At 68.9% G+C, this 18,244-nt stretch carries 16 protein-coding genes and 1 other RNA gene; 10 read left to right on the top strand and 7 right to left on the bottom strand.

Annotated elements, in window-relative coordinates:
- Window positions 1-4: 4 nt before the first annotated feature.
- Window positions 5-2,284, bottom strand: coding sequence for an AAA family ATPase (locus DQW50_RS03255; protein WP_112077873.1), 2,280 nt, complete (start codon window positions 2,282-2,284; stop codon window positions 5-7).
- Window positions 2,285-2,456: 172 nt separating this feature from the next.
- Here DQW50_RS03255 and DQW50_RS03250 point away from each other — a divergent pair, with 172 nt between their 5' ends.
- The 6 genes from DQW50_RS03250 (at window position 2,457) to DQW50_RS03225 (ending at window position 6,797) form a co-directional block, all read left to right on the top strand.
- A complete protein-coding gene (locus DQW50_RS03250; RefSeq protein WP_112077872.1) occupies window positions 2,457-2,726 on the top strand; it encodes an AbrB/MazE/SpoVT family DNA-binding domain-containing protein in 270 nt (89 codons plus the stop codon).
- A 15-nt stretch (window positions 2,727-2,741) separates the two neighbouring features.
- Window positions 2,742-3,092, top strand: a complete 351-nt coding sequence (locus DQW50_RS03245; RefSeq protein WP_112077871.1) for a type II toxin-antitoxin system PemK/MazF family toxin — start codon at window positions 2,742-2,744, stop codon at window positions 3,090-3,092.
- 85 nt (window positions 3,093-3,177) lie between these two features.
- A complete protein-coding gene (gene endA / locus DQW50_RS03240) occupies window positions 3,178-4,398 on the top strand; it encodes a tRNA-intron lyase (RefSeq protein WP_112077870.1) in 1,221 nt (406 codons plus the stop codon).
- A gap of 128 nt (window positions 4,399-4,526) precedes the next feature.
- Window positions 4,527-6,233 (top strand): tryptophan--tRNA ligase, encoded by a 1,707-nt coding sequence (locus DQW50_RS03235; RefSeq protein ID WP_112077869.1) that lies wholly within the window; start codon window positions 4,527-4,529, stop codon window positions 6,231-6,233.
- A gap of 51 nt (window positions 6,234-6,284) precedes the next feature.
- Window positions 6,285-6,551, top strand: a complete 267-nt coding sequence (locus DQW50_RS03230) for a hypothetical protein (RefSeq protein WP_112077868.1) — start codon at window positions 6,285-6,287, stop codon at window positions 6,549-6,551.
- Window positions 6,552-6,797 carry a type II toxin-antitoxin system HicA family toxin gene (locus DQW50_RS03225; protein WP_112077867.1) on the top strand — a complete coding sequence of 82 codons (246 nt, stop codon included), beginning with the start codon at window positions 6,552-6,554 and terminating at the stop codon, window positions 6,795-6,797.
- 100 nt (window positions 6,798-6,897) lie between these two features.
- On the opposite strand, the gene ffs is transcribed toward DQW50_RS03225, so the two are convergent.
- Window positions 6,898-7,209, bottom strand: an RNA gene (gene ffs / locus DQW50_RS03220) — signal recognition particle sRNA.
- A 121-nt stretch (window positions 7,210-7,330) separates the two neighbouring features.
- Complete coding sequence (locus DQW50_RS03215) at window positions 7,331-7,738, bottom strand: hypothetical protein (RefSeq protein ID WP_112077866.1); 408 nt, start codon at window positions 7,736-7,738, stop codon at window positions 7,331-7,333.
- A gap of 210 nt (window positions 7,739-7,948) precedes the next feature.
- On the opposite strand from DQW50_RS03215, the gene DQW50_RS03210 reads away from it, so the two are divergent.
- Complete coding sequence (locus DQW50_RS03210) at window positions 7,949-8,407, top strand: hypothetical protein (RefSeq protein ID WP_112077865.1); 459 nt, start codon at window positions 7,949-7,951, stop codon at window positions 8,405-8,407.
- A 2-nt stretch (window positions 8,408-8,409) separates the two neighbouring features.
- Window positions 8,410-9,603 (top strand): nicotinate-nucleotide--dimethylbenzimidazole phosphoribosyltransferase, encoded by a 1,194-nt coding sequence (gene cobT / locus DQW50_RS03205; protein WP_198664590.1) that lies wholly within the window; start codon window positions 8,410-8,412, stop codon window positions 9,601-9,603.
- Window positions 9,604-9,642: 39 nt separating this feature from the next.
- On the opposite strand, the gene DQW50_RS03200 is transcribed toward cobT, so the two are convergent.
- Window positions 9,643-10,962 carry a carboxypeptidase-like regulatory domain-containing protein gene (locus DQW50_RS03200; RefSeq protein ID WP_112077864.1) on the bottom strand — a complete coding sequence of 440 codons (1,320 nt, stop codon included), beginning with the start codon at window positions 10,960-10,962 and terminating at the stop codon, window positions 9,643-9,645.
- 149 nt (window positions 10,963-11,111) lie between these two features.
- Here DQW50_RS03200 and ileS point away from each other — a divergent pair, with 149 nt between their 5' ends.
- A complete protein-coding gene (ileS, locus tag DQW50_RS03195) occupies window positions 11,112-14,264 on the top strand; it encodes an isoleucine--tRNA ligase (RefSeq protein ID WP_112077863.1) in 3,153 nt (1,050 codons plus the stop codon).
- Between the two features lie 119 nt (window positions 14,265-14,383).
- Entirely contained in the window at window positions 14,384-14,854 is a 471-nt protein-coding gene (locus DQW50_RS03190) for an N-acetyltransferase (RefSeq protein WP_112077862.1), read from the top strand.
- Between the two features lie 29 nt (window positions 14,855-14,883).
- Here the strand turns inward: DQW50_RS03190 and lrpA1 are convergent, their stop codons facing one another.
- The 3 genes from lrpA1 to DQW50_RS03175 all read right to left on the bottom strand — a co-directional run bounded on the left by lrpA1 (window position 14,884) and on the right by DQW50_RS03175 (window position 18,231).
- The gene (gene lrpA1 / locus DQW50_RS03185; protein WP_112077861.1) at window positions 14,884-15,312 is read right to left on the bottom strand and encodes an HTH-type transcriptional regulator LrpA1; all 429 of its coding nucleotides are present in this window, start codon (window positions 15,310-15,312) and stop codon (window positions 14,884-14,886) included.
- Window positions 15,313-15,393: 81 nt separating this feature from the next.
- Window positions 15,394-16,332 (bottom strand): thiamine pyrophosphate-dependent enzyme, encoded by a 939-nt coding sequence (locus DQW50_RS03180; RefSeq protein ID WP_112077860.1) that lies wholly within the window; start codon window positions 16,330-16,332, stop codon window positions 15,394-15,396.
- A 3-nt stretch (window positions 16,333-16,335) separates the two neighbouring features.
- Window positions 16,336-18,231 (bottom strand): 2-oxoacid:acceptor oxidoreductase subunit alpha, encoded by a 1,896-nt coding sequence (locus tag DQW50_RS03175; RefSeq protein WP_112077859.1) that lies wholly within the window; start codon window positions 18,229-18,231, stop codon window positions 16,336-16,338.
- Between the last annotated feature and the right edge of the window lie 13 nt (window positions 18,232-18,244).

Here is an 18,244-nt window from a genome sequence, read left to right as displayed (position 1 = left end):
GCAGCTACGACCGCGAGGCAGTCACGTTGACGATCGCTGTCTCGAAGTCCTCGCCCGTGATCGCGACCTCGTCGGCGTGGTCGTTCGCTGCCTCGCCGTGTTCGTCCGCGACCCGTTCTATCGCGATCATCGCCGCCTCGCGGCAGACCGCAGCGATCTCCGCGCCGGAGTAGCCGTCCGTCTCCTCGGCGAGCCGGTCCAGGTCCACGTCCGGTTCCACCGGCTTCCCGCGGGTGTGAACCGCGAACACCGCCCGCCTCGCGTCGCGGTCGGGGTCGGGCACCTCGACGTGGGTCTCGAGCCGGCCGGGACGCAACAGCGCCGGGTCGATCGCCGACCGGCGGTTCGTCGCGGCGAGCACCACCAGGTTCGGGTTGTCGCTCGCGCGGTCCAGCTCCGTGAGCAGCTGTGAGACCACGCGCTCGCCGACGCCGGAGTCGCCGCCGCCCATCGAGTCGCGGTCGGCCGCGATCGCGTCGATCTCGTCGAAGAAGACGATCACCGGGGCGGCCTGTCTGGCGCGGTCGAAGAGGTCGCGCACCGCCTTCTCGGACTCGCCGACGTACCGGTCGAGCAGTTCCGGTCCGGCGACCTCGATGAAGTTGACCCCGCTCTCGCCCGCGATCGCCCGCGCCAGCAGCGTCTTCCCGGTGCCGGGCGGGCCGTGAAGCAGGACGCCCGTCGGCGGGTCCGTGTTCGCGGCGTCGAAGAGCGGCCCGTAGGTCAGCGGCCAGCTCACCGCGCGCTCGAGCTTCTCCTTCGCCTCCGCTAGCCCGCCCACGTCGTCGAAGTCCGTGGTGGGCTGTTCGGCGACGTACTCGCGCATCGCGCTCGGCTCGATCGCGGCGTGGGCCCCCTCGAAGTCGGCCTTGGTGACGGTCACCTCCGCGAGCGCCCGGGCGTCGTCCGCCCGAGCGCGCCGGAGCGCGGTCATCGCCGCCTCCTGGGTGAGCCCCTCGATGTCCGCGCCGACGAAGCCGTGGGTCCGGCTCGCGATCCGGTCGAGGTCGACGTCATCGGCGAGCGGCATCCGCCGCGTGTGGACGTCGAGGATCTGTCGGCGGCCCGCCTCGCCCGGGACGCCGATCTCGATCTCGCGGTCGAAGCGGCCGCCCCGGCGCAGCGCGGGGTCGAGCGAGTCCACCCGGTTCGTCGCGCCGATGACGATCACGTCGCCGCGGGCGTCGAGCCCGTCCATGAGCGAGAGCAACTGGCCGACGACGCGGTTCTCCACGTCGCCGCCGTCGTCGCGTTTGCCCGCGATCGAGTCGAGCTCGTCGAAGAAGACGATCGCGGGGGCCTGCTCGCCCGCCCGCTCGAACACCTCCCTGAGTCGTTCCTCGCTCTCGCCTTTGTACTTCGACATTATCTCCGGGCCGTCGACGGTGATGAACGTCGCGTCGACCTCGTTGGCGACGGCGCGGGCGATGAGCGTCTTCCCGGTGCCGGGCGGCCCGTACAACAGCACGCCCTTCGGCGGGTCGACGCCGAGCCGGGTGAACACCTCCGGCTCCGAGAGCGGCAACTCGATGGTCTCGCGCACCAGCTCCAGCTCCTCGTCGAGCCCGCCGATGTCCTCGTAGGTCGCCCCCGCGGTGTGCTCCTCGGGCGGACCGGCGGCGTCGCCGGCGCGGGGCTCCTCGCCGGCAGGGGGCCCCTCGCCGGCGGGACGGCCGTCGGTTCCGGTCGGCCCCTCGGCCGTCCCCGTCTCGGACGTGCCGCCTCCGGCGTTCCGGGTTCGGCTCCCCGATCCGGCTCGACTCGACTCTCGGTCCTCGGCCTCGTACTCGACCGTCACGTCGGTCCCGGCGGTGACCCTGACGGTTCCCTCGGGCGTCGTCCCGGCGACGACGAACCGGAGGCCGCCGAGCCGCTCGACGTGGACGGCCTCCCCGCGGGTGATCGGTCGGTCGCGGAGGTCGCGAGCGAGCGCGCGCTCGACCACCTCGCGGCTCACGTCGACGTCGGCGAGCCGGGCGGGCGCAGTGAAGACGACCCGGTCGGCGTCGACCACGTCGACGGGGCGGACGGTGACAGCGTCGCCGACCTTCACGCCGGCGTTGGCGCGGGTGTCGGCGTCGATGAGGACGGACCCCTCCTGCGCGTCGGGGCCGCCCGGCCACACCTTCGCGACGGCCGAGCGCTCGCCGTCTATCCGGACCGTGTCGCCGCTGAGGAGGCCGAGTCGCTTGCGCGCGGGTTCGGGGAGCCTGGCGATGCCGCGGCCCGCGTCGCGCTTCTCGGCGGCGCGGACCGTGAGCCTGACGCCGGCGGTCTCGTTCATGGGTCGTCTTCCGGCCGCCGACTCTTTAGCCTGTCCGACGAGGGCGTCGTAGAACTCTTGTCAAGATTTTTATTCAAGAGGATCGAGATCGAATTAGCAATTCGAACGCGTCTGCGAATTGAATGACTATGCCACCGACATCTATATCGGTATGAAAAAAGTATGAACGAGTATGCCCGAACACAAACGGAAAGTTGGAGATCGGGGGCAGGTGACGATTCCGAAGGAACTGCGGGACCGTCGTGGCATCAAAGGCGGTGACGAAATTGAATTCGTCGAAGTGAATGACGAGATCATAATCAAACCGCCGACAGATGAGGAACGGCTTGCTGAAGGATATCGAAAGAGAGCCGAGCGGTCTCGTGAGTTGACTGAAGAAATGGAAGAAGCATCCTCAGAAGCAACCGGGCATCTCGGTGATGCACCCGGCTGGAGCGAGTGAATTTTGGAGTCACGTGTGCAGGTACGCCGCGGCAACATTGTCATCATTGAACTGAATCCCACGAAAGGGAGTGAGCAACAAGGAAAGAGCCGGCCCTGTGTTGTCATCCAGAACGATGTTGGGAATCAGTACTCACCGACAACCATCATCGCTCCATTCACAACGCAGTACACGTCTGGAGACACGTACCCGTTCGAGGTGGAAGTACTGGCTTCGGATACTGCCCTCGATCACGATTCAGTGGCAGATCTAAGTCAAATTCGGGTTATCGACATCGACGAACGTGTGAAAAAGAACATTGGATCTGTCCCGTCATCAGACATGGTGAAAATCGACTCGGCAATTAAAGATAGCCTCGGCATTTGAGCGAAAAGTTCCGTCAGTGTAACGCTCCGATGACGCCCCCCGTCCGACCGCAACCCCCTTACCCCGTCCGGCCGCGAGTGCGAGCATGCAACCCACGGGCGACCTCCGCGGCGACGCCGTCCACGTCGGCGGGGACGCCAGACAGCGGTTCTACGACTCGCGCGGCTACGGCCGCCCGCTCGGCGGCAACGAGATCGCGCTCTCCCGGGTCGAGACTGCCCACCTGCTGTTCCGCGGCGACCTCGCCGGGGTGACCCTCGACGGGGACGCAACCGGGAACGCCGACGAGGCCGACGGATCCGCCGATGCGGTCGGGGACTCCGAGCCGGTCGGGTTCGAGCGGTTCTTCGTCGACAGCGCCGCTGTCGTCGACCGGTTCGCGGTGCGATACCTCGTCTACGCCGACCTCCGCGACCGGGGCTTCTACCTCTCGCCCGCCCGCGAGCCGTGGCCGGGCGGCCGGGCAGCCGTGTCGGACGCGGTCGACGTGGTGGCCTACGAGCGCGGGTCGACGCCCGACACCGGGAACGTCCGGTATCCGGTGCGTATCGTGGGCGAACGCGAGTCGGTCCCCGCCGCCGACGTGGCGGGCCAGACCCTCGCCGTCGTCGACGAGGAGAGCGACATCACCTACTTCGAGGCTGAGCCGGCGGACGTCGACGGGAGCACCGACTACGAACAGCCGACGGACCTGACCGGCGTCCTGCTCGCCGACCGCGTCGTGGTCTGGGACGCGCCGCCCGACCTCTACGAGCGCGGGTTCTACGGCCAGCCGCTGACGGGCCGGGCTGCCGCGGTCGAGGGGGCCCTCCAGCTCTCGCTCGTCGAGGCCGCGTCGCTGGCGGCGGCCGGGTCGCTCCGGCTCTCCGAAGTCATCGACGACGGCCGGACGGTGGTCGACGAGGCGTCCACGGCGGCCGAGCCGTCCACGAGCGCAACCGATCCAGCGGGCGCCGCTGCCGCGATCGTCGCTCGCGGCCGCGACGTCGAGGGCGACCGGTTCGACCGCCGGCTGGCGACCTACCGCGCCCTCCGTGACCGCCGGACCGTCCCCAAGACGGGGTTCAAGTTCGGCGCGGACTTCAGGACGTACCTCGACGTCGAGACCGTCGAGGACCTCCCGCACTCCGAGCACCTCGTGCGAGTGATCGAGCCCGACCACGCGTTCGCGCCGCGGGAGCTCTCGCTCGACGTGCGGCTCGCCGGCGGCGTCCGCAAGGAGCTACTGTTCGCGCTGGTCGGCGAAGTCGACGACGACACGACGCCCGGGATCGAGTGGCTCTCGATCGGACGACTGACTCCCTGACGTGGGGAGACGTCGGACGAACCGGTCCGACGGGAGGCCGAACCGGTCCGACGGGAGGCCGAACCGGTCCGGACGGAGCCGGCCCACGTAAGCGAACGGTTTTTGCGTCGACCGACGGGAGGGAACGTATGGACGAGGACACCCCCCGAACGGACGGCGGGACCGAGCGCGCCGACGGCGAGCCGAGCGAGGACGTCGCGCTCGACCCGTGGGGGTCGGCGTCGGTCGGCGACTACGCCGACCTGTTCGCCGAGTTCGGTATCGAGGCGTTCGACGACGTCGCCGGCGACGTGGTCGACCCGCACTACCTGATGCGCCGCGGCGTCATCTTCGGCCACCGCGAGTACGACGCGGTCGCGGAGGCGATGGCGAACGACGAGCCGTTCGCCGCGCTCTCCGGGTTCATGCCCACCGGCGACCCGCACATCGGTCACAAGCTCGTGTTCGACGAGCTGATCTGGCACCAGGAGCAGGGCGGGGACGTCTTCGGGCTGATCGCCGACCTCGAGGCCCACTCCGCCCGTGGGATGTCGTGGGACGAGATCGACGAGCACGCCCGGAGCTACCTGCTCTCGCTGCTCGCGCTCGGGTTCGACCCCGAAGACGGCGAGCTCTACCGCCAGTCGGACAACCGCGAGGTCCAGGACCTCGGGTTCGAGCTGGGCTCGAAGGCCAACTTCTCGGAGTTCGAGGCGATCTACGGCTTCGACGGCGAGACGAACATCTCGCACATGCAGAGCGTCGTCACCCAGACGGCGGACATCCTCTATCCCCAGCTCGTCGACGAGCCGAAGCCCACGGTGATCCCGGTCGGCCCCGACCAGGACCCGCACGTCCGGCTAACGCGCGACCTGGCGACCCGGCTCCGGTACTTCAAGGTGACCGAGGCGTTCGCGAGCTTCGAGCTCGACGACGCGGAGCGAACCCTGGTGCGTGCGGCCTACGACGCGCTCGCGGGCGGGGAGGACGGCGGAGACGACGCCGGTGCGGGCGACGCCGGAGACGACGCCGGTGCGGGCGACGCCGGAGACGACGCCGGTGCAGGCGACGCCGGAGACGACGCCGCGCCCGACGTGCGGTGTGAGGACGCCGCAGTGTGGCTCGACGACTACGAGCCGCCGGAAGTCGACGCCGAGGACGCCGACGCCGAGGAGGTCGACCTCGCCGACGCCAAGACGGGCGCCCTCGAGAAGTTGCGGGCCGGCGGCAAGGAGCCGCTCCGCCCGCGCGTGCGCTTCTTCGACCGCAACGCCACCGACGAGGCGTTCGAGGCGCTGATCGGGGCGGTCGACGGCGACAAACGCGTCTTCGAGGGCCACGTTGACGCGTTCGAGCTGACGCGGGAGGCGGCCGAGTCGCTGGCGCGGAAGGTCGAGATCGACCACGACGGCTTCGGCTTCCGGCAGCCCTCGTCGATCTACCACCGCTTCATGACCGGGCTCACCGGCGGGAAGATGTCCTCGTCGATCCCCGCGAGCCACATCTCGCTCCTGGACGACCCCGAGGACGGCTACGACAAGGTGCGCTCGGCGACGACGGGCGGCCGCGACACGGCCGAAGAACAGCGCGAGCTGGGCGGCGAGGCGGACGAGTGTCCCGTCTACGAGCTGTACGCCTACCTGCTCGCGGGCGACGACGACGGGCTCGCCACGGAGGTGTACTCCGAGTGCGTCAACGGCGAGCGCCTCTGTGGCGGCTGTAAGGAGCAGGCGGCCGAGCTCATGCGCGAGTTCCTCGCGGACCACCAGGAGAAACGCGAGGAGGCCGAGGAGCTTCTCGAGGACCTCGACATCGACCTCGACTCCGACCGGCGGGGTACGGGCGGCGAACACTGAATCGAACGACCCGGCCGAACACTTATTCCGAGTGGGTCGCCTAGAAGGGACATGGCAAGCGCAACCCGTCGTGAGGATGACGATCCCGACGGGATCGAGTTCATCCGTGAAGACGACGGGACCGTCACAGCCCGCGATCTCGAAACGGGACTCGCTCGTGGCGGGGACACCCGCGCCGAGGCGCTTACGCAACTCGCAGAGGTGCTCGCACTCGAGGCCGGCGACGGCGAGCCCATCGAAGACCCCGAAGAGTTCTTACAGGAGATCGGCGTGGATCCGGACGTAGCCGACACGGACCTCCCTGAATTCTTGCGGTAGATGGTTCGGAAGACGTTTTCGGGGCGAGAGATCATCGCCGTACTGACTGGTTTCGGGTACGTCCCGCAGTCACACCGTGGCAGCCACGTCCGTCTCCGCTACGAGAACGAGGACACCGGCGAGGTTCGAAACGTCGACGTTCCGCTCCACTCGGAGGTTCGTATCGGGACGCTTCGTTCGATCGCCGACCAATGCGGAGCCGACGACTTCCGAGCGTGGTGCGAGTGGATCGACGAACACGGGTGACGTCCGCCCGGAGGGCGAGCGCGTCCGTGACGGTCGGACGATACGAAGGAGTTCGGAACGACGCCGGAGACGCGACTGGCGGGAAACGATCCGGTATGAATGGTGGACGGCCGGGGTGGCCCGGCGTTCCGGCACGGGGTATCCCGGTTGCCTCCTCCACCCCGCGACCCGACGAGCGACGGGCGTCCGGCGGTGGGCTGCTCGCTTCCGCGCCTGACCCGTTGTCGCCGGCGAACCGCGACGGACCGCTCCTGCGAGCGGGCGCCACGGACCGCTGTCCCCGGCGGACGAGGCTTCCACGTTGGCTCTCGGGGCCCGCGCCGGTCTATCCGGACGCGCCCGGTGTTCGGTCCCCGCTGAAGACTACCTTACGGGTGACAAGCGGGGCCTAACCGCCCGACCTAGTCCGGTTTATATTACAGCGGTGCCGCATAAGGGCCTTTCGTTCGCGGGAGCCGAGCCGTCCGCGTTCCTCCGTGGCCTCTTCGTCTCACCCCCGCTATCCCGACGTTCCATCCCCGCAACCCCGAGGCTCACGCCAACAGCTCCCGCGCGTAGACGCCGGCACAGAGCGGTACCGGCAGCGAGACGACGGTCACGGCGGTCGCGTGGTGCTCCAGCCAGCGGTACTCGCCGAACATCGTCGTCGGCTCGACCGAGAGCCACCAGAGCGCCGAGAACAGCGTCGTCGCGCTCCCGAGCACGACGAGCGCGCCGGCGAGCGTCCCGGGGTCGACGTTCCCCCGCTCGACGGAGGCGAACACGACCGCGCTCAACAGCGCGAACAGCGCGACTCCACCGGCACCCACGGGGCCGGCCGTGTAGTACCCGGCGAGCTGGGTGTCGAAGCCGCTCACGAGCGCGTACGGCGCGGCGAGAAGGAGGGCGCTGGCGAGGCAGGCGGCGATCCCGACCTGTCGGGAACGGGCGCGAACGTTCATATCCCGGGGTACTCGGTCGGCGAGGTAAAAGGACCGGATCGCGGTCGACCGACGGGGTCGACGACCGAACGGATCGGGAGGTCGACGACCGATCGACGGGGTCGGCGACCGAACGGATCGGGAGGTCGACGACCGATCGACGGGGTCGGCGGCCGATCCCGTCGTCGTCAAGCCCGCATCGTTTTGACTCCCCGGCGCGGACGGACGGACATGTCGCTCGACATCGAGACGCCGGACCCGCCGGAGCTGTCCGCCGTCGACCCGAACGAGTACGAGGACGCCGAGGTCGCAGGCGGCGAGTACCGCCGCGACGAGCTGTCGACGTTCCTCCGCGAGGGCGCCTGGGAGGAGGCGTTTTCGGAGTGGACCGCCGACAGCGACCTCGACGAGTCCGACTGGCGGATAGTCGATGACCTCGGTCTCGTCTCCCGATTCGACTTCTTCTGGGACTCCTTCGCCGACCGCGTGGGGTACCACGCGCCGGGCATCCCCGAGGACTGGAAGGAGCGGGAGTACCACGCCGACCTCGACTCGTGGGGGTCCGTCTCCGCGATCAACGCGGGGCTCACGGAGCTCGGGCAGATCGTCTGTGACGTGCTCAAAGACGAATACATCGACTGGGAGTCCGACTACGAGGCGCCGGACGACCTCCCCGACTTCGACGCCTGACCGTGACGGACGACGACCGCACGCCGTCGCCCGATCCTTCGCCGTCGCCCGATCCCTCACCATCGTCGCACCTCTCGTCGTCACCCGATCCTTCGCCGTCGTCGGACCTCTCGTCGTCGTCGGACCTCTCGCTGTCGTCGATTCCGCCGTTCGACGACGACGCGGCCGACACGGCCCGCGACCGACAATCAGAACTGACGAAGCCGCCCGGAAGCCTCGGCCAGCTGGAGGACGTCGCGGTCGCGATAGCCGGGCTCACGGGCGACCCACGGCCGACGCTCGCGGACCCGACCGTCGTCGTCGCCGCCGCGGACCACGGCGTGGTCGACCGGGGCGTCTCGGCGTACCCGCAGGCCGTGACCCGCGCGATGCTCCGGAACTTCGCTGCCGGCGGCGCCGCGGTCTCCGCGATCGCCGACATCGTGGGCGCGGACGTCCTCGTCGTCGACGCCGGGGTCGACGGGCCGCCGATAGGGACCGACGGGCGCGGAACGACGGCGGTCGTCGACGAGCGGATCGGCGCCGGCACCGCCGACATCTCGCGGGGACCGGCGATGTCGCGCGCCGACGCGGTCGCGAGCCTGGAAGCCGGCGTCCGGACCGCCCGGACCCGGCTCGCCGACGCCGGGCTCGTCGCGCTCGGCGAGATGGGGATCGGCAACACCACGGTCGCCGCCGCGCTCACGGCGGCGCTGACCGGCGCGGACCCAGACCGGGTCACGGGTCCGGGGACCGGCGTCGACGAGGCGACCCGCGCGCACAAGGTACGGGTCGTCGAGCGCGCGCTCGAACGGAACGGGCTCGAACGGAACGGACTCGACGACAGCGAGGACCCCGACGCCGTCGAGGTGCTACGACGCGTCGGCGGCTACGAGGTCGGCTTCCTCGCCGGCGTCGCGCTCGGCTGTGCGGCCGACCGGACGCCGGTCGTCGTCGACGGCGTGGTCTCCGGCGCGGCCGCGCTCGTCGCCGACGCGGTCGCGGGGGACGTACGGCCGTACCTGCTTCCCTCGCACGTCGGCAACGAGCCGGGTCACGCGGTCCAACTCGACGCCCTGTCCCTCGACCCGCTCTTCGATCACGGCCTCCGGCTCGGGGAGGGCTCCGGCGCGGCGCTGGCACTCGCGACCTACCGCGCAGCCTGTCGGACCCACGACCGGATGGCGACGTTCGCGGAGGCGGGGATCGAGCGGTAAGATCACAGATCGACGCCAGGACGCGCCCGCCCCCACTCACTACCCCCGACGGCGACCCGCCGCGCCGACAGCGAGAAGGGCGAGGACCGCGGCGACGACGCCGAAGCCGGGGATCCCGTCGTCGGTGGTCCCCGGATCGCCGTCGTCGGCGTCGTCGGAGCCGTCGTCGGTGTCGTCGGAGCCGTCGTCGGTGTCGTCGTCGGAACCGTCCTCGGCGTTGTCGTCGCCGTCGTCGCCGTCGTCCGAGACGTTTCCGTCCGGATCGAGTCCGTCCGCGGTCTCGACGCCCTCGACCGTCACCGGATCGGACGTGACGTCCCCGTCCCGCGCGACGATCGTTCGGTTTCCGTCGGAGGATATCGGCACGTCGATCTCCCCGCGGTCGTCGGTTTCGCCGACCGCGTCGCCGTCGACCTCGACCGTCGCGCCTGCCGCCGGCTCGTCGTACGCGTTCCGCACCGTCACGCGGGTCGTCTCGCCGACAAGAACGCGTTGGTTCGCGGACGTGACGGACAGCGTGGGGGTCCGTCGTGCCGTGAGGTTCGTACTCACCGGCGACTCCCGAACCCTGACCCGTTCGGACGAGGCGTCGTATCCGTCCTTGACGACCGCGACCGTGTACGCGTCGTTGACGGGGACGGTGAGCGAGGCCGTCCCCTCGGTCACGCTCACCTCGGCGTCGTACACCGCCGAGGACACCCGGACCGATCCGGTATCGATCGGGACGGGCGGGTCGAAGTGGTCGTCGAACGTGCGCACCTCGAGGGTCACGGTGCCCCGCTCGATGCCGACCGTCGTCTCCGTGTTCCGCGACACCGTCACCGACCGCTCGACCTCGAAGTATCCCGGTTTCACGACGGTGACGTCGTACTCCCCGCGCTCGAGGCGAGCCGTCTCGTAGACGCCGTCCGCGTCGGTCTCGCCGCGGTCGATCGATCGCCCGTCCTCGCGGACGGTGACCCTCGCCTCGGGCTGTGTCCGGTTCCGACCGTCGACGACCGTCACCGTCGCGGTTCCGCTCCGGGCGACGCCGAGCGAGACGTCCGCCGCGCTCGCGTTCGCGATCCGAAGGGGTCGGTTCCGGACGTAGGTGCCGTCGTCGACGTCCAACTCGACGCTCGATCCCTCGGGGACGTCGAGGAATACCTTCCCGTTGCTCGCCGTCGTGCCCGACGCGGTCCCCGTCTCCGACTCGGTCTCCCACGCTGCCTCGACGCTCACGTCGCCGACGGCGTCACCGTCCTGGTCGGTGACCGAGACGGTGAGCGTTACCGGGTCGGCACCGGCCGCGCCGCCGGTCGCAACGAGCGCGACGAACAGTACTGTCGCCCCGACGAGAGCCGAACGCGCGACGTTCATACAGATGACACCGGGGCCGAACCGGTATTGGTATGCGCCGATTACCCGAGTTAATCCGACGTGTGTCGGGTCCCGACACTGCTCCCTGCCCGCTCCGCGTCGACCTCGAGTCCGTCGTATTCAAATACGCGGGCGGGAACACACTGCGTATGGAGCAGATCGACGACCAGTACACGCCCGCCGACGTCGAGTCGGCGGTCGAGGAGTACTGGGACGACGCGGACGCCTACGAGGCGGCGAAAGAGGCGCACGCCGACGACCCGCCCTTCTTCTTCGTCGACGGCCCGCCGTACACCTCCGGACAGATGCACCTCGGGACCGCCTGGAACAAGACGCTGAAGGACGCCGTCATCCGGCACAAGCGGATGGCCGGCCACCGGGTCACGGACCGGCCGGGGTACGACATGCACGGGCTCCCGATCGAGGTGAAAGTCGAGGAGGAGCTCGGCTTCGAGAACAAAGGGGACATCGAGGCGTACGGGATGGAGTCGTTCATCGAGAAGTGCAAGGAGTTCGCCTTGGAGAACCGGGCAGCGATGGACGAGGACTTCCAGTCGATCGGCGCGTGGATGGACTGGGAGGACCCCTACGAGACGATCTCCCCGGAGTACATGGAGGCCGCGTGGTGGGCGTTCTCGAACGTCGCCGACAACGGCCTCGTCGAACAGGGGAAACGCTCGATATCGCAGTGTCCGCGGTGTGAGACCGGGCTCGCCAACAACGAGGTCGAGTACGAGGACGTCGAGGACCCCTCCATCTACGTAAAGTTCCCGCTCGCCGACCGGGAAGGAAGCCTCGTGATCTGGACGACGACCCCGTGGACGATCCCCGCGAACACCTTCGTCGCCGTCGACGAGGCGCTCACGTATCAGGCGGTTCGCGCCGAGAAGGACGGCGAGGAGGAACTGCTCTACGTCGCAGCGGCGTGCGTCGAGGACGTGCTCGGCGAGGGGCGATACGAGGAGTACGAGATCGAAGCGGAGCTCTCGGGTTCGGATATGCTCGGCTGGACGTACGACCACCCGCTGGCGGACCGGCTCGCCGAGTACCCCGACTTCGAGGGCGCGGGGCGGGTGTACGCCGCCGACTACGTCGAGGCCGACCGCACCGGGCTCGTCCACTCCGCGCCCGGCCACGGGGAGGAGGACTTCCACCGGGGGAGCGAGCTCGGACTCGAGATCTTCTGTCCGGTCGAGCCGAACGGCGAGTTCACGGACCAGGCGGGCGAGTACGCCGGACAGTTCGTCCGCGACGCCAACGACGCGATCATCGCGGACCTCGTCGAGGACGGTCACATGCTCGCACACGGCACGGTCGACCACAGCTACGGCCACTGCTGGCGGTGTGACACGGGGATCATCCAGCTCGTCACCGACCAGTGGTTCATCTCGATCACGGACGTGAAAGACGACCTCTTGGCGAACATGGAGGAGTCGGAGTGGCACCCGGCGTGGGCCCGCGACAACCGATTCCGCGACTTCATCGAGGACGCGCCCGACTGGAACGTCTCCCGGCAGCGCTACTGGGGGATCCCGATCCCGATCTGGGTACCGGAGGAGGCGGAGGCGGGGAACCTCGACGAGGACATGGTCGTGATCGGCACCCGCGAGGAGCTGGCCGAGCGGGTCGAGGAGGACGTCGACCCCGAGACGATCGACCTCCACCGTCCCTCGGTCGACGACCTCACGGTCGTCGAGGACGGGACGACCTACCGGCGCGTCGAGGACGTCTTCGACGTCTGGCTCGACTCGTCGGTCGCCACGTGGGGGACCCTCGGCTACCCGGGCGAGACGGCCGCCCACGACGAGCTGTGGCCCGCCGACCTGATCATCGAGGCGCACGACCAGACGCGCGGCTGGTTCTGGTCCCAGCTCGGGATGGGGACGGCGGCGGTCGGCGAGATCCCCTACGAGGAGGTGCTCATGCACGGGTTCGCCAACGACGAGGACGGTCGCAAGATGTCCAAATCCGTCGGCAACATCGTCACGCCCGAGGAGGCGATCGAGCGCGCCGGCCGGGACCCGCTCCGGACGTACCTCCTCTCACACGACCAGCAGGGCGTCGACCTCGCGTTCGAGTGGGAGGGGCTCGGCGAGATCCAGGGGAAACTCAACATCCTCTGGAACGTGTTCCGGTTCCCCTTGGAGTACATGGACCTCGACGGCTACGACCCGGCCGACGCCTCCCTCGACGACGGCGAGCTCGAACTCGTCGACGAGTGGGTGCTCTCGCGGCTCCAGTCGGTCGAAAGCGAGGTCGCCGAGGCGTGGGACGACTACCGCGTCAGCGACGCGGTCAACGCCGTCATCGAGTTCGTCACGCAGGACGTCTCCCGCTTCTACGTGAAGGCGGTCCGCGACCGCATGTGGGAGGAGGCCGAATCGGCGTCGAAGCACGGCGCGTACGCGACGCTCTCGACCGTCCTCGACGAAGTGGTCCGCCTCCTCGCGCCGATCGCACCGTACCTGACCGAGCGGATGTATCGGACGCTCGACGGCGAGGCGACCACGGTCCACGCGCTGTCGTACCCCGAGCCAGACGACGACCTTCGCGACCCCGACCTCGAACGCGACGTGGCGGTCCTCCGAAACGTGGAGGAGGCGGCCGCGAACGCCCGCCAGCAGGCCGGCCGCAAGCTCCGGTGGCCCGTCCCGCGGGTCGTCGTCGAGACGGACGACGACCGTGTCGCGGGCGCGGTCGACCGCCTCGCCGACCTCATCGCCGATCGCGTCAACGCCCGCGAGGTTCACGTCACCGACGCGTTCGACGAACTGGTCGAGACCGCGGAGCCGCGGATGTCGGCGATCGGTCCCGCCTTCGGCGGCGACGCCCAGCGCGTGATGGAGGCGGTCCAGGGCGCGACCCGCGAGGCGGTCGAGGCCGGCGAACTCGCCGTCGACGGCGAGCCGATCGACCTCGAGGAGGGGATGGTCGAGTACGTCGCCGAGCCGCCCGAGAACGTGACCGGCGTCGACTTCGACGGCGGGACGGTGTACGTCGACACCTCCCTGACGCCCGAGATCGAGTCCGAGGGGTACGCCCGCGACGTGATCCGGCGGGTACAGGAGATGCGGAAGGAGCTCGACCTCGACGTCGAGGCCCGGATCCGGCTGGGCGTCGCCGTCGACGACGACCGCGTCGCCGGCTTCGTCGACGAGCACGCCGACCTCATCGCGGGCGAGGTCCGCGCCGACGCGTGGCTCGACGACCCGGCCGACGTTGCGGACGACCCCGACGGACTCACGGAGACGTGGGACGTCGAGGACGCCACGGTCACCATCGGGATCGCGCCGGTCGCGTAACCGCCTCCCGCCGTATCACCTTCCGGTACCTGTCTTCTCAGGCCACGATCTCACGGCGGATCTCGACGCGTCGCGACGACCCCGAAACGTATACCTACTCCCCTCTCCACGGTCCGTATATGCGTGTTCGACCGGCGCGTCCCGGCGACGCCGAGACGCTTCGGACGACGGTTTCACGGGCCCGTGAGGCGACGGTGTTTGACGATATCGGCGCGCCGCTCCTCGACGTCTCGGCCGCGGGCGTCAGGGAGGCGGCCGTGGGCGCGGAGTGCTGTTTGCTGATGGAGGACGACGACGGCCCGACCGGCGTGGTGATCGCCCACCCCGACGAGGAGGGACCCGAGGCCGAACTCCTCGCGCTCTGGGTTCATCCGGAACACGTCGGGGAGGGGATAACGGAGGAGTTGCTCGCGCGCGTCGCCGACGAACTCGCCGATCTCGACGTCGACACGCTCCGCACGAGCGTCCCCAGCGACCGCCCGAGCGCCCGCGAGTTCTACCGCGCCCACGGGTTCACCCGACGCGCGGTGCGTCGCGGCCCCGCCGGCGACGAGACGGTCGTGTCAGCCGACGTCGACGCGATCCGGTGACCGCCGGGTCGGTCAGTTCGATCGACCGCTCACTTCAGCCGTTCCTGAAGGAACGACGGGTGCGCGGCGGTGACGCCGTCGACGGCGAGTAGCTCGTCGTTGATCACGTCGCCGAGTTCGTCGCCGTCGGCCGCGCGCACCTCCGCCATCAGCATGTGGTCGCCCGAGGAGGTGTACAGCGACTCCACCTCCTCCAGGGCCTTCAGGTCGCGGGTCGCGGAGACGTACTTGCCCGAGTCGACGTCCATCCCCACTATCGCGATCGACTGCGTCGAGAGCTTCTTCGGGTCGACGTCGGCCGAGTAACCGACGATGACTCCCTCCTGCTCGAGCTTGTCGATGTACTTCCGCACCGTCGGCTTCGAGACCTCCGCCCGCTCGGCGATCTCCCCACAGGAGGCCTGTGCGTCCTCCTCCAACACCGAGAGAATACGCTCCTCCGTCGATACGGTACTCATAAGAACTCCTTTGTCACCACGGAAAAAATACCTTGCGAACCCGAAAAACAGGAGTCGGTATCTCGAACCGACCCGGTCAGCTCACTCGTGTTTCCCGACGAACTGGTCGTACGAGCGCTCCCACTCGTAGTCGTCGTCCCAGTAGCGCTCGGCCAGCGGCTCCTCGGGCATCTCGCCGATCGCGCGCTTCTCCTGGCCGTAGGAGGGTCGACCCTCCTCGACGTAGTAGCGTCCGGTGAGTACCTTCCCCTCGTGAAGCGCCTCCTCGGTCTCGCGCATCATCTCGGCTGCCTCGACCTTGTCGCTCACGTCGAAGTCGTAGTCGTCCGACTCCTGAACGTCGATGTACGGGACGTACTGACGGGCGTCCTTGTTCCAGGTCGGACACTGCGTCAGGAAGTCGACGTGCGCGAAGCCGTCGTGTTCCATCGCCTCGATCAGGATCTCCTTGGCCTGGTTCGGGTTGACCGCGGCCGTGCGGGCGACGTACGAGGCGCCGGCGTTGAGTGCCAGCGAGAGCGGCTTGAGCGGCTCCTTGGCGCTACCGTGTGGCTGGGTCTTCGACTTGTGACCCTTCGGGCTGGTGGGGGAGGTCTGTCCCTTCGTGAGCCCGAATATCTCGTTGTTGAACACGATGTAGGTCATGTCGTGGTTCTCCCGGGCCGTGTGGATGAAGTGGTTCCCGCCGATCCCGTAGCCGTCGCCGTCGCCGCCGGCGGCGATCACTTCGAGGTCGGGGTTCGCGAGCTTCGCGGCGCGGGCCACGGGCAGCGAGCGCCCGTGGATCGTGTGGAACCCGTACGTGTCGAGGTAGCTGTTCAGCTTGCCCGAACAGCCGATCCCCGTACAGAGCAGGGTCTCCTCGGGCGTGCGCCCGACCTCCGGGAGCGCCTGTTTCAGCGCCTTCAGGACGCTGAAGTCCCCACAACCCGGACACCAGGTCGGCTGGGGTTCGACTGTCGGGGTGTACTCGTCGCGGTCGATCTCGCGTTCCTCTCCGATCGCTGAAAACGTGCTCATTGGTTAATCACCTGCTGCGGGGACGAAGGTCGTCTGATGGCCGGACGCGTCGCCGTCACCTTCGATGATGGCCGCCTCGAAGCCGTCGACGACCTCGCCCGGCTCGAACGGGTTTCCGTTGTACTTCAGGAGGCTCGACAGCTTCTCCCCGTACTGGCCGAGGTTCTTCTGGACGAGCCCACGGAACTGTCCGGAGGCAGTCATCTCGACGACGAGGACGTCCTCGACGCTCTCGACGAACGTCTGGACTTCCTCGGTCGAGAACGGGAGCATGTCGGAGACGCTCAGCGACTTCACCGAGACGCCGGCGTCGTTCAGCCGGTCGACGGCCTCCTCGACGGTTCCCTGCTGGCTCCCGAACGTGAGGATGCCGTACTCGGCGTCGTCGGGGCCGGCGTACGAGCCCGTGTCCTCAGTGTCGAGGTCCGCGCGGATCGCCTCGAGCTTCTGGAGCCGCCGGTCGATCTGTGCGACCCGGTTGTCGGGCGACTCGCTGATGTGGCCTGTGGGGTCGTGCTCGTTGCCGGTCGCGAGGTAGCGGCCGCCCTTCTGGCCGGGGATCGACCGCGGGGAGACGCCGTCGTCGACGTCGTGTTGGAAGCGGTGGAACTTCCCGTCCGCCGAGTGTGGCTCGTCCGCGAGAGCGTCCTCGCTCAGGGTCTTCCCGAGCGTCGGGGTCGGCTCGCGGTCGAAGTGGCTCTTGGGGACGTTGACGAGCTCGCCGCCGAGCTTCTGGTCGTACAGCAGGATCGTCGGGATCTGGTACTCGTAGGCGAGCCGGAAGGCGAGTCGCGACTGTTCGTACGCCTCCTCGACGGTCCCGGGCGCGAGGACGACCCGCTGGGAGTCGCCCTGGGAGGTGTACAGGACGTGCTCGAGGTCGGACTGCTCCGGTTTCGTCGGCATCCCGGTCGAGGGGCCGGCGCGCATGGCCTCGACGAGGACGACGGGGGTCTCCGTCATCTCGGCGAGCCCGAGCGGCTCGGACATCAGCGCGAAGCCGCCGCCCGAGGAGCCGGACATGGCCTTGACGCCGGCGTGGGAGGCCCCCACGGCCAGCGCCGCCGCCGCGATCTCGTCTTCGACCTGCTCCGAGATCCCGTCCAGCTTCGGCAGGTTCTGGGCCATGATCGTGAACACCTCGGTCCACGGCGTCATGGGGTACCCCGCGATGAACCGACAGCCCTCGTCGATGGCGCCGTAGGCGATGGCGTCGGAGCCGGACACGAGCACCTGCGTCTCGTCGTGTTCGCCGGTCGGAACCGAGACGTCCGACGCGTCCACGTCGTACTCCTCCGAGACCTGCTCGTAGGCGGTCTCGAGGATCTCGAGGTTGGGGTCGAGGATCTTCTCGGGCATCGCGTCACGCATGAGGTCCTCGACGTGTTCGAGGTCCATGCCGATGAGCGCACAGGTCGCGCCGACGCCGGCGGTGTTACGCATCACCTCGCGACCCATGTCGCGGGCGAGCCCGCGAAGGTCGAGGGGGTAGACGTGCCAGCCGTTCTCCTCGACGCGCTCGTCGAAGTTCGGGATCTCCGAGGGGTCGAGGAGCCCCTCGTCGTAGACGATGACGCCGCCCTCGCGGAGCTCGTCGAGGTTCTCCGAGAGCGGCTTGATCTCCTCGTTCCCGTAGACGGCGCCCTCCTGCGGGTTGCGGGCGAAGGAGTCGCCGAGCGCCAACAGGAAGTTGTAGCCGTCGCCGCGGGAGCGGACCGGGTCCGCTGACGCGCGGATCTCCGTGTACGTGTGGCCCCCGCGGATCCGGGACGGATAGTGCCGGTGTGTGAACACGTTCAGCCCCGATCGCATCAGGGCCTTCGCGAAGTTCTGGCTGGTGGAAGCGATCCCGTCGCCGGACCCTCCCGATATCCGCCAGATGAGTTCTTCGTCAGTCATATTGTGGATCTTG

The organism is Halorubrum sp. 48-1-W (assembly GCF_003287355.1).
In the GTDB taxonomy this organism is placed as follows: domain Archaea; phylum Halobacteriota; class Halobacteria; order Halobacteriales; family Haloferacaceae; genus Halorubrum.
The sequence above is the reverse complement of the archived record's forward strand: the minus strand, read 5'-3'. Positions and strand labels throughout refer to the sequence as shown.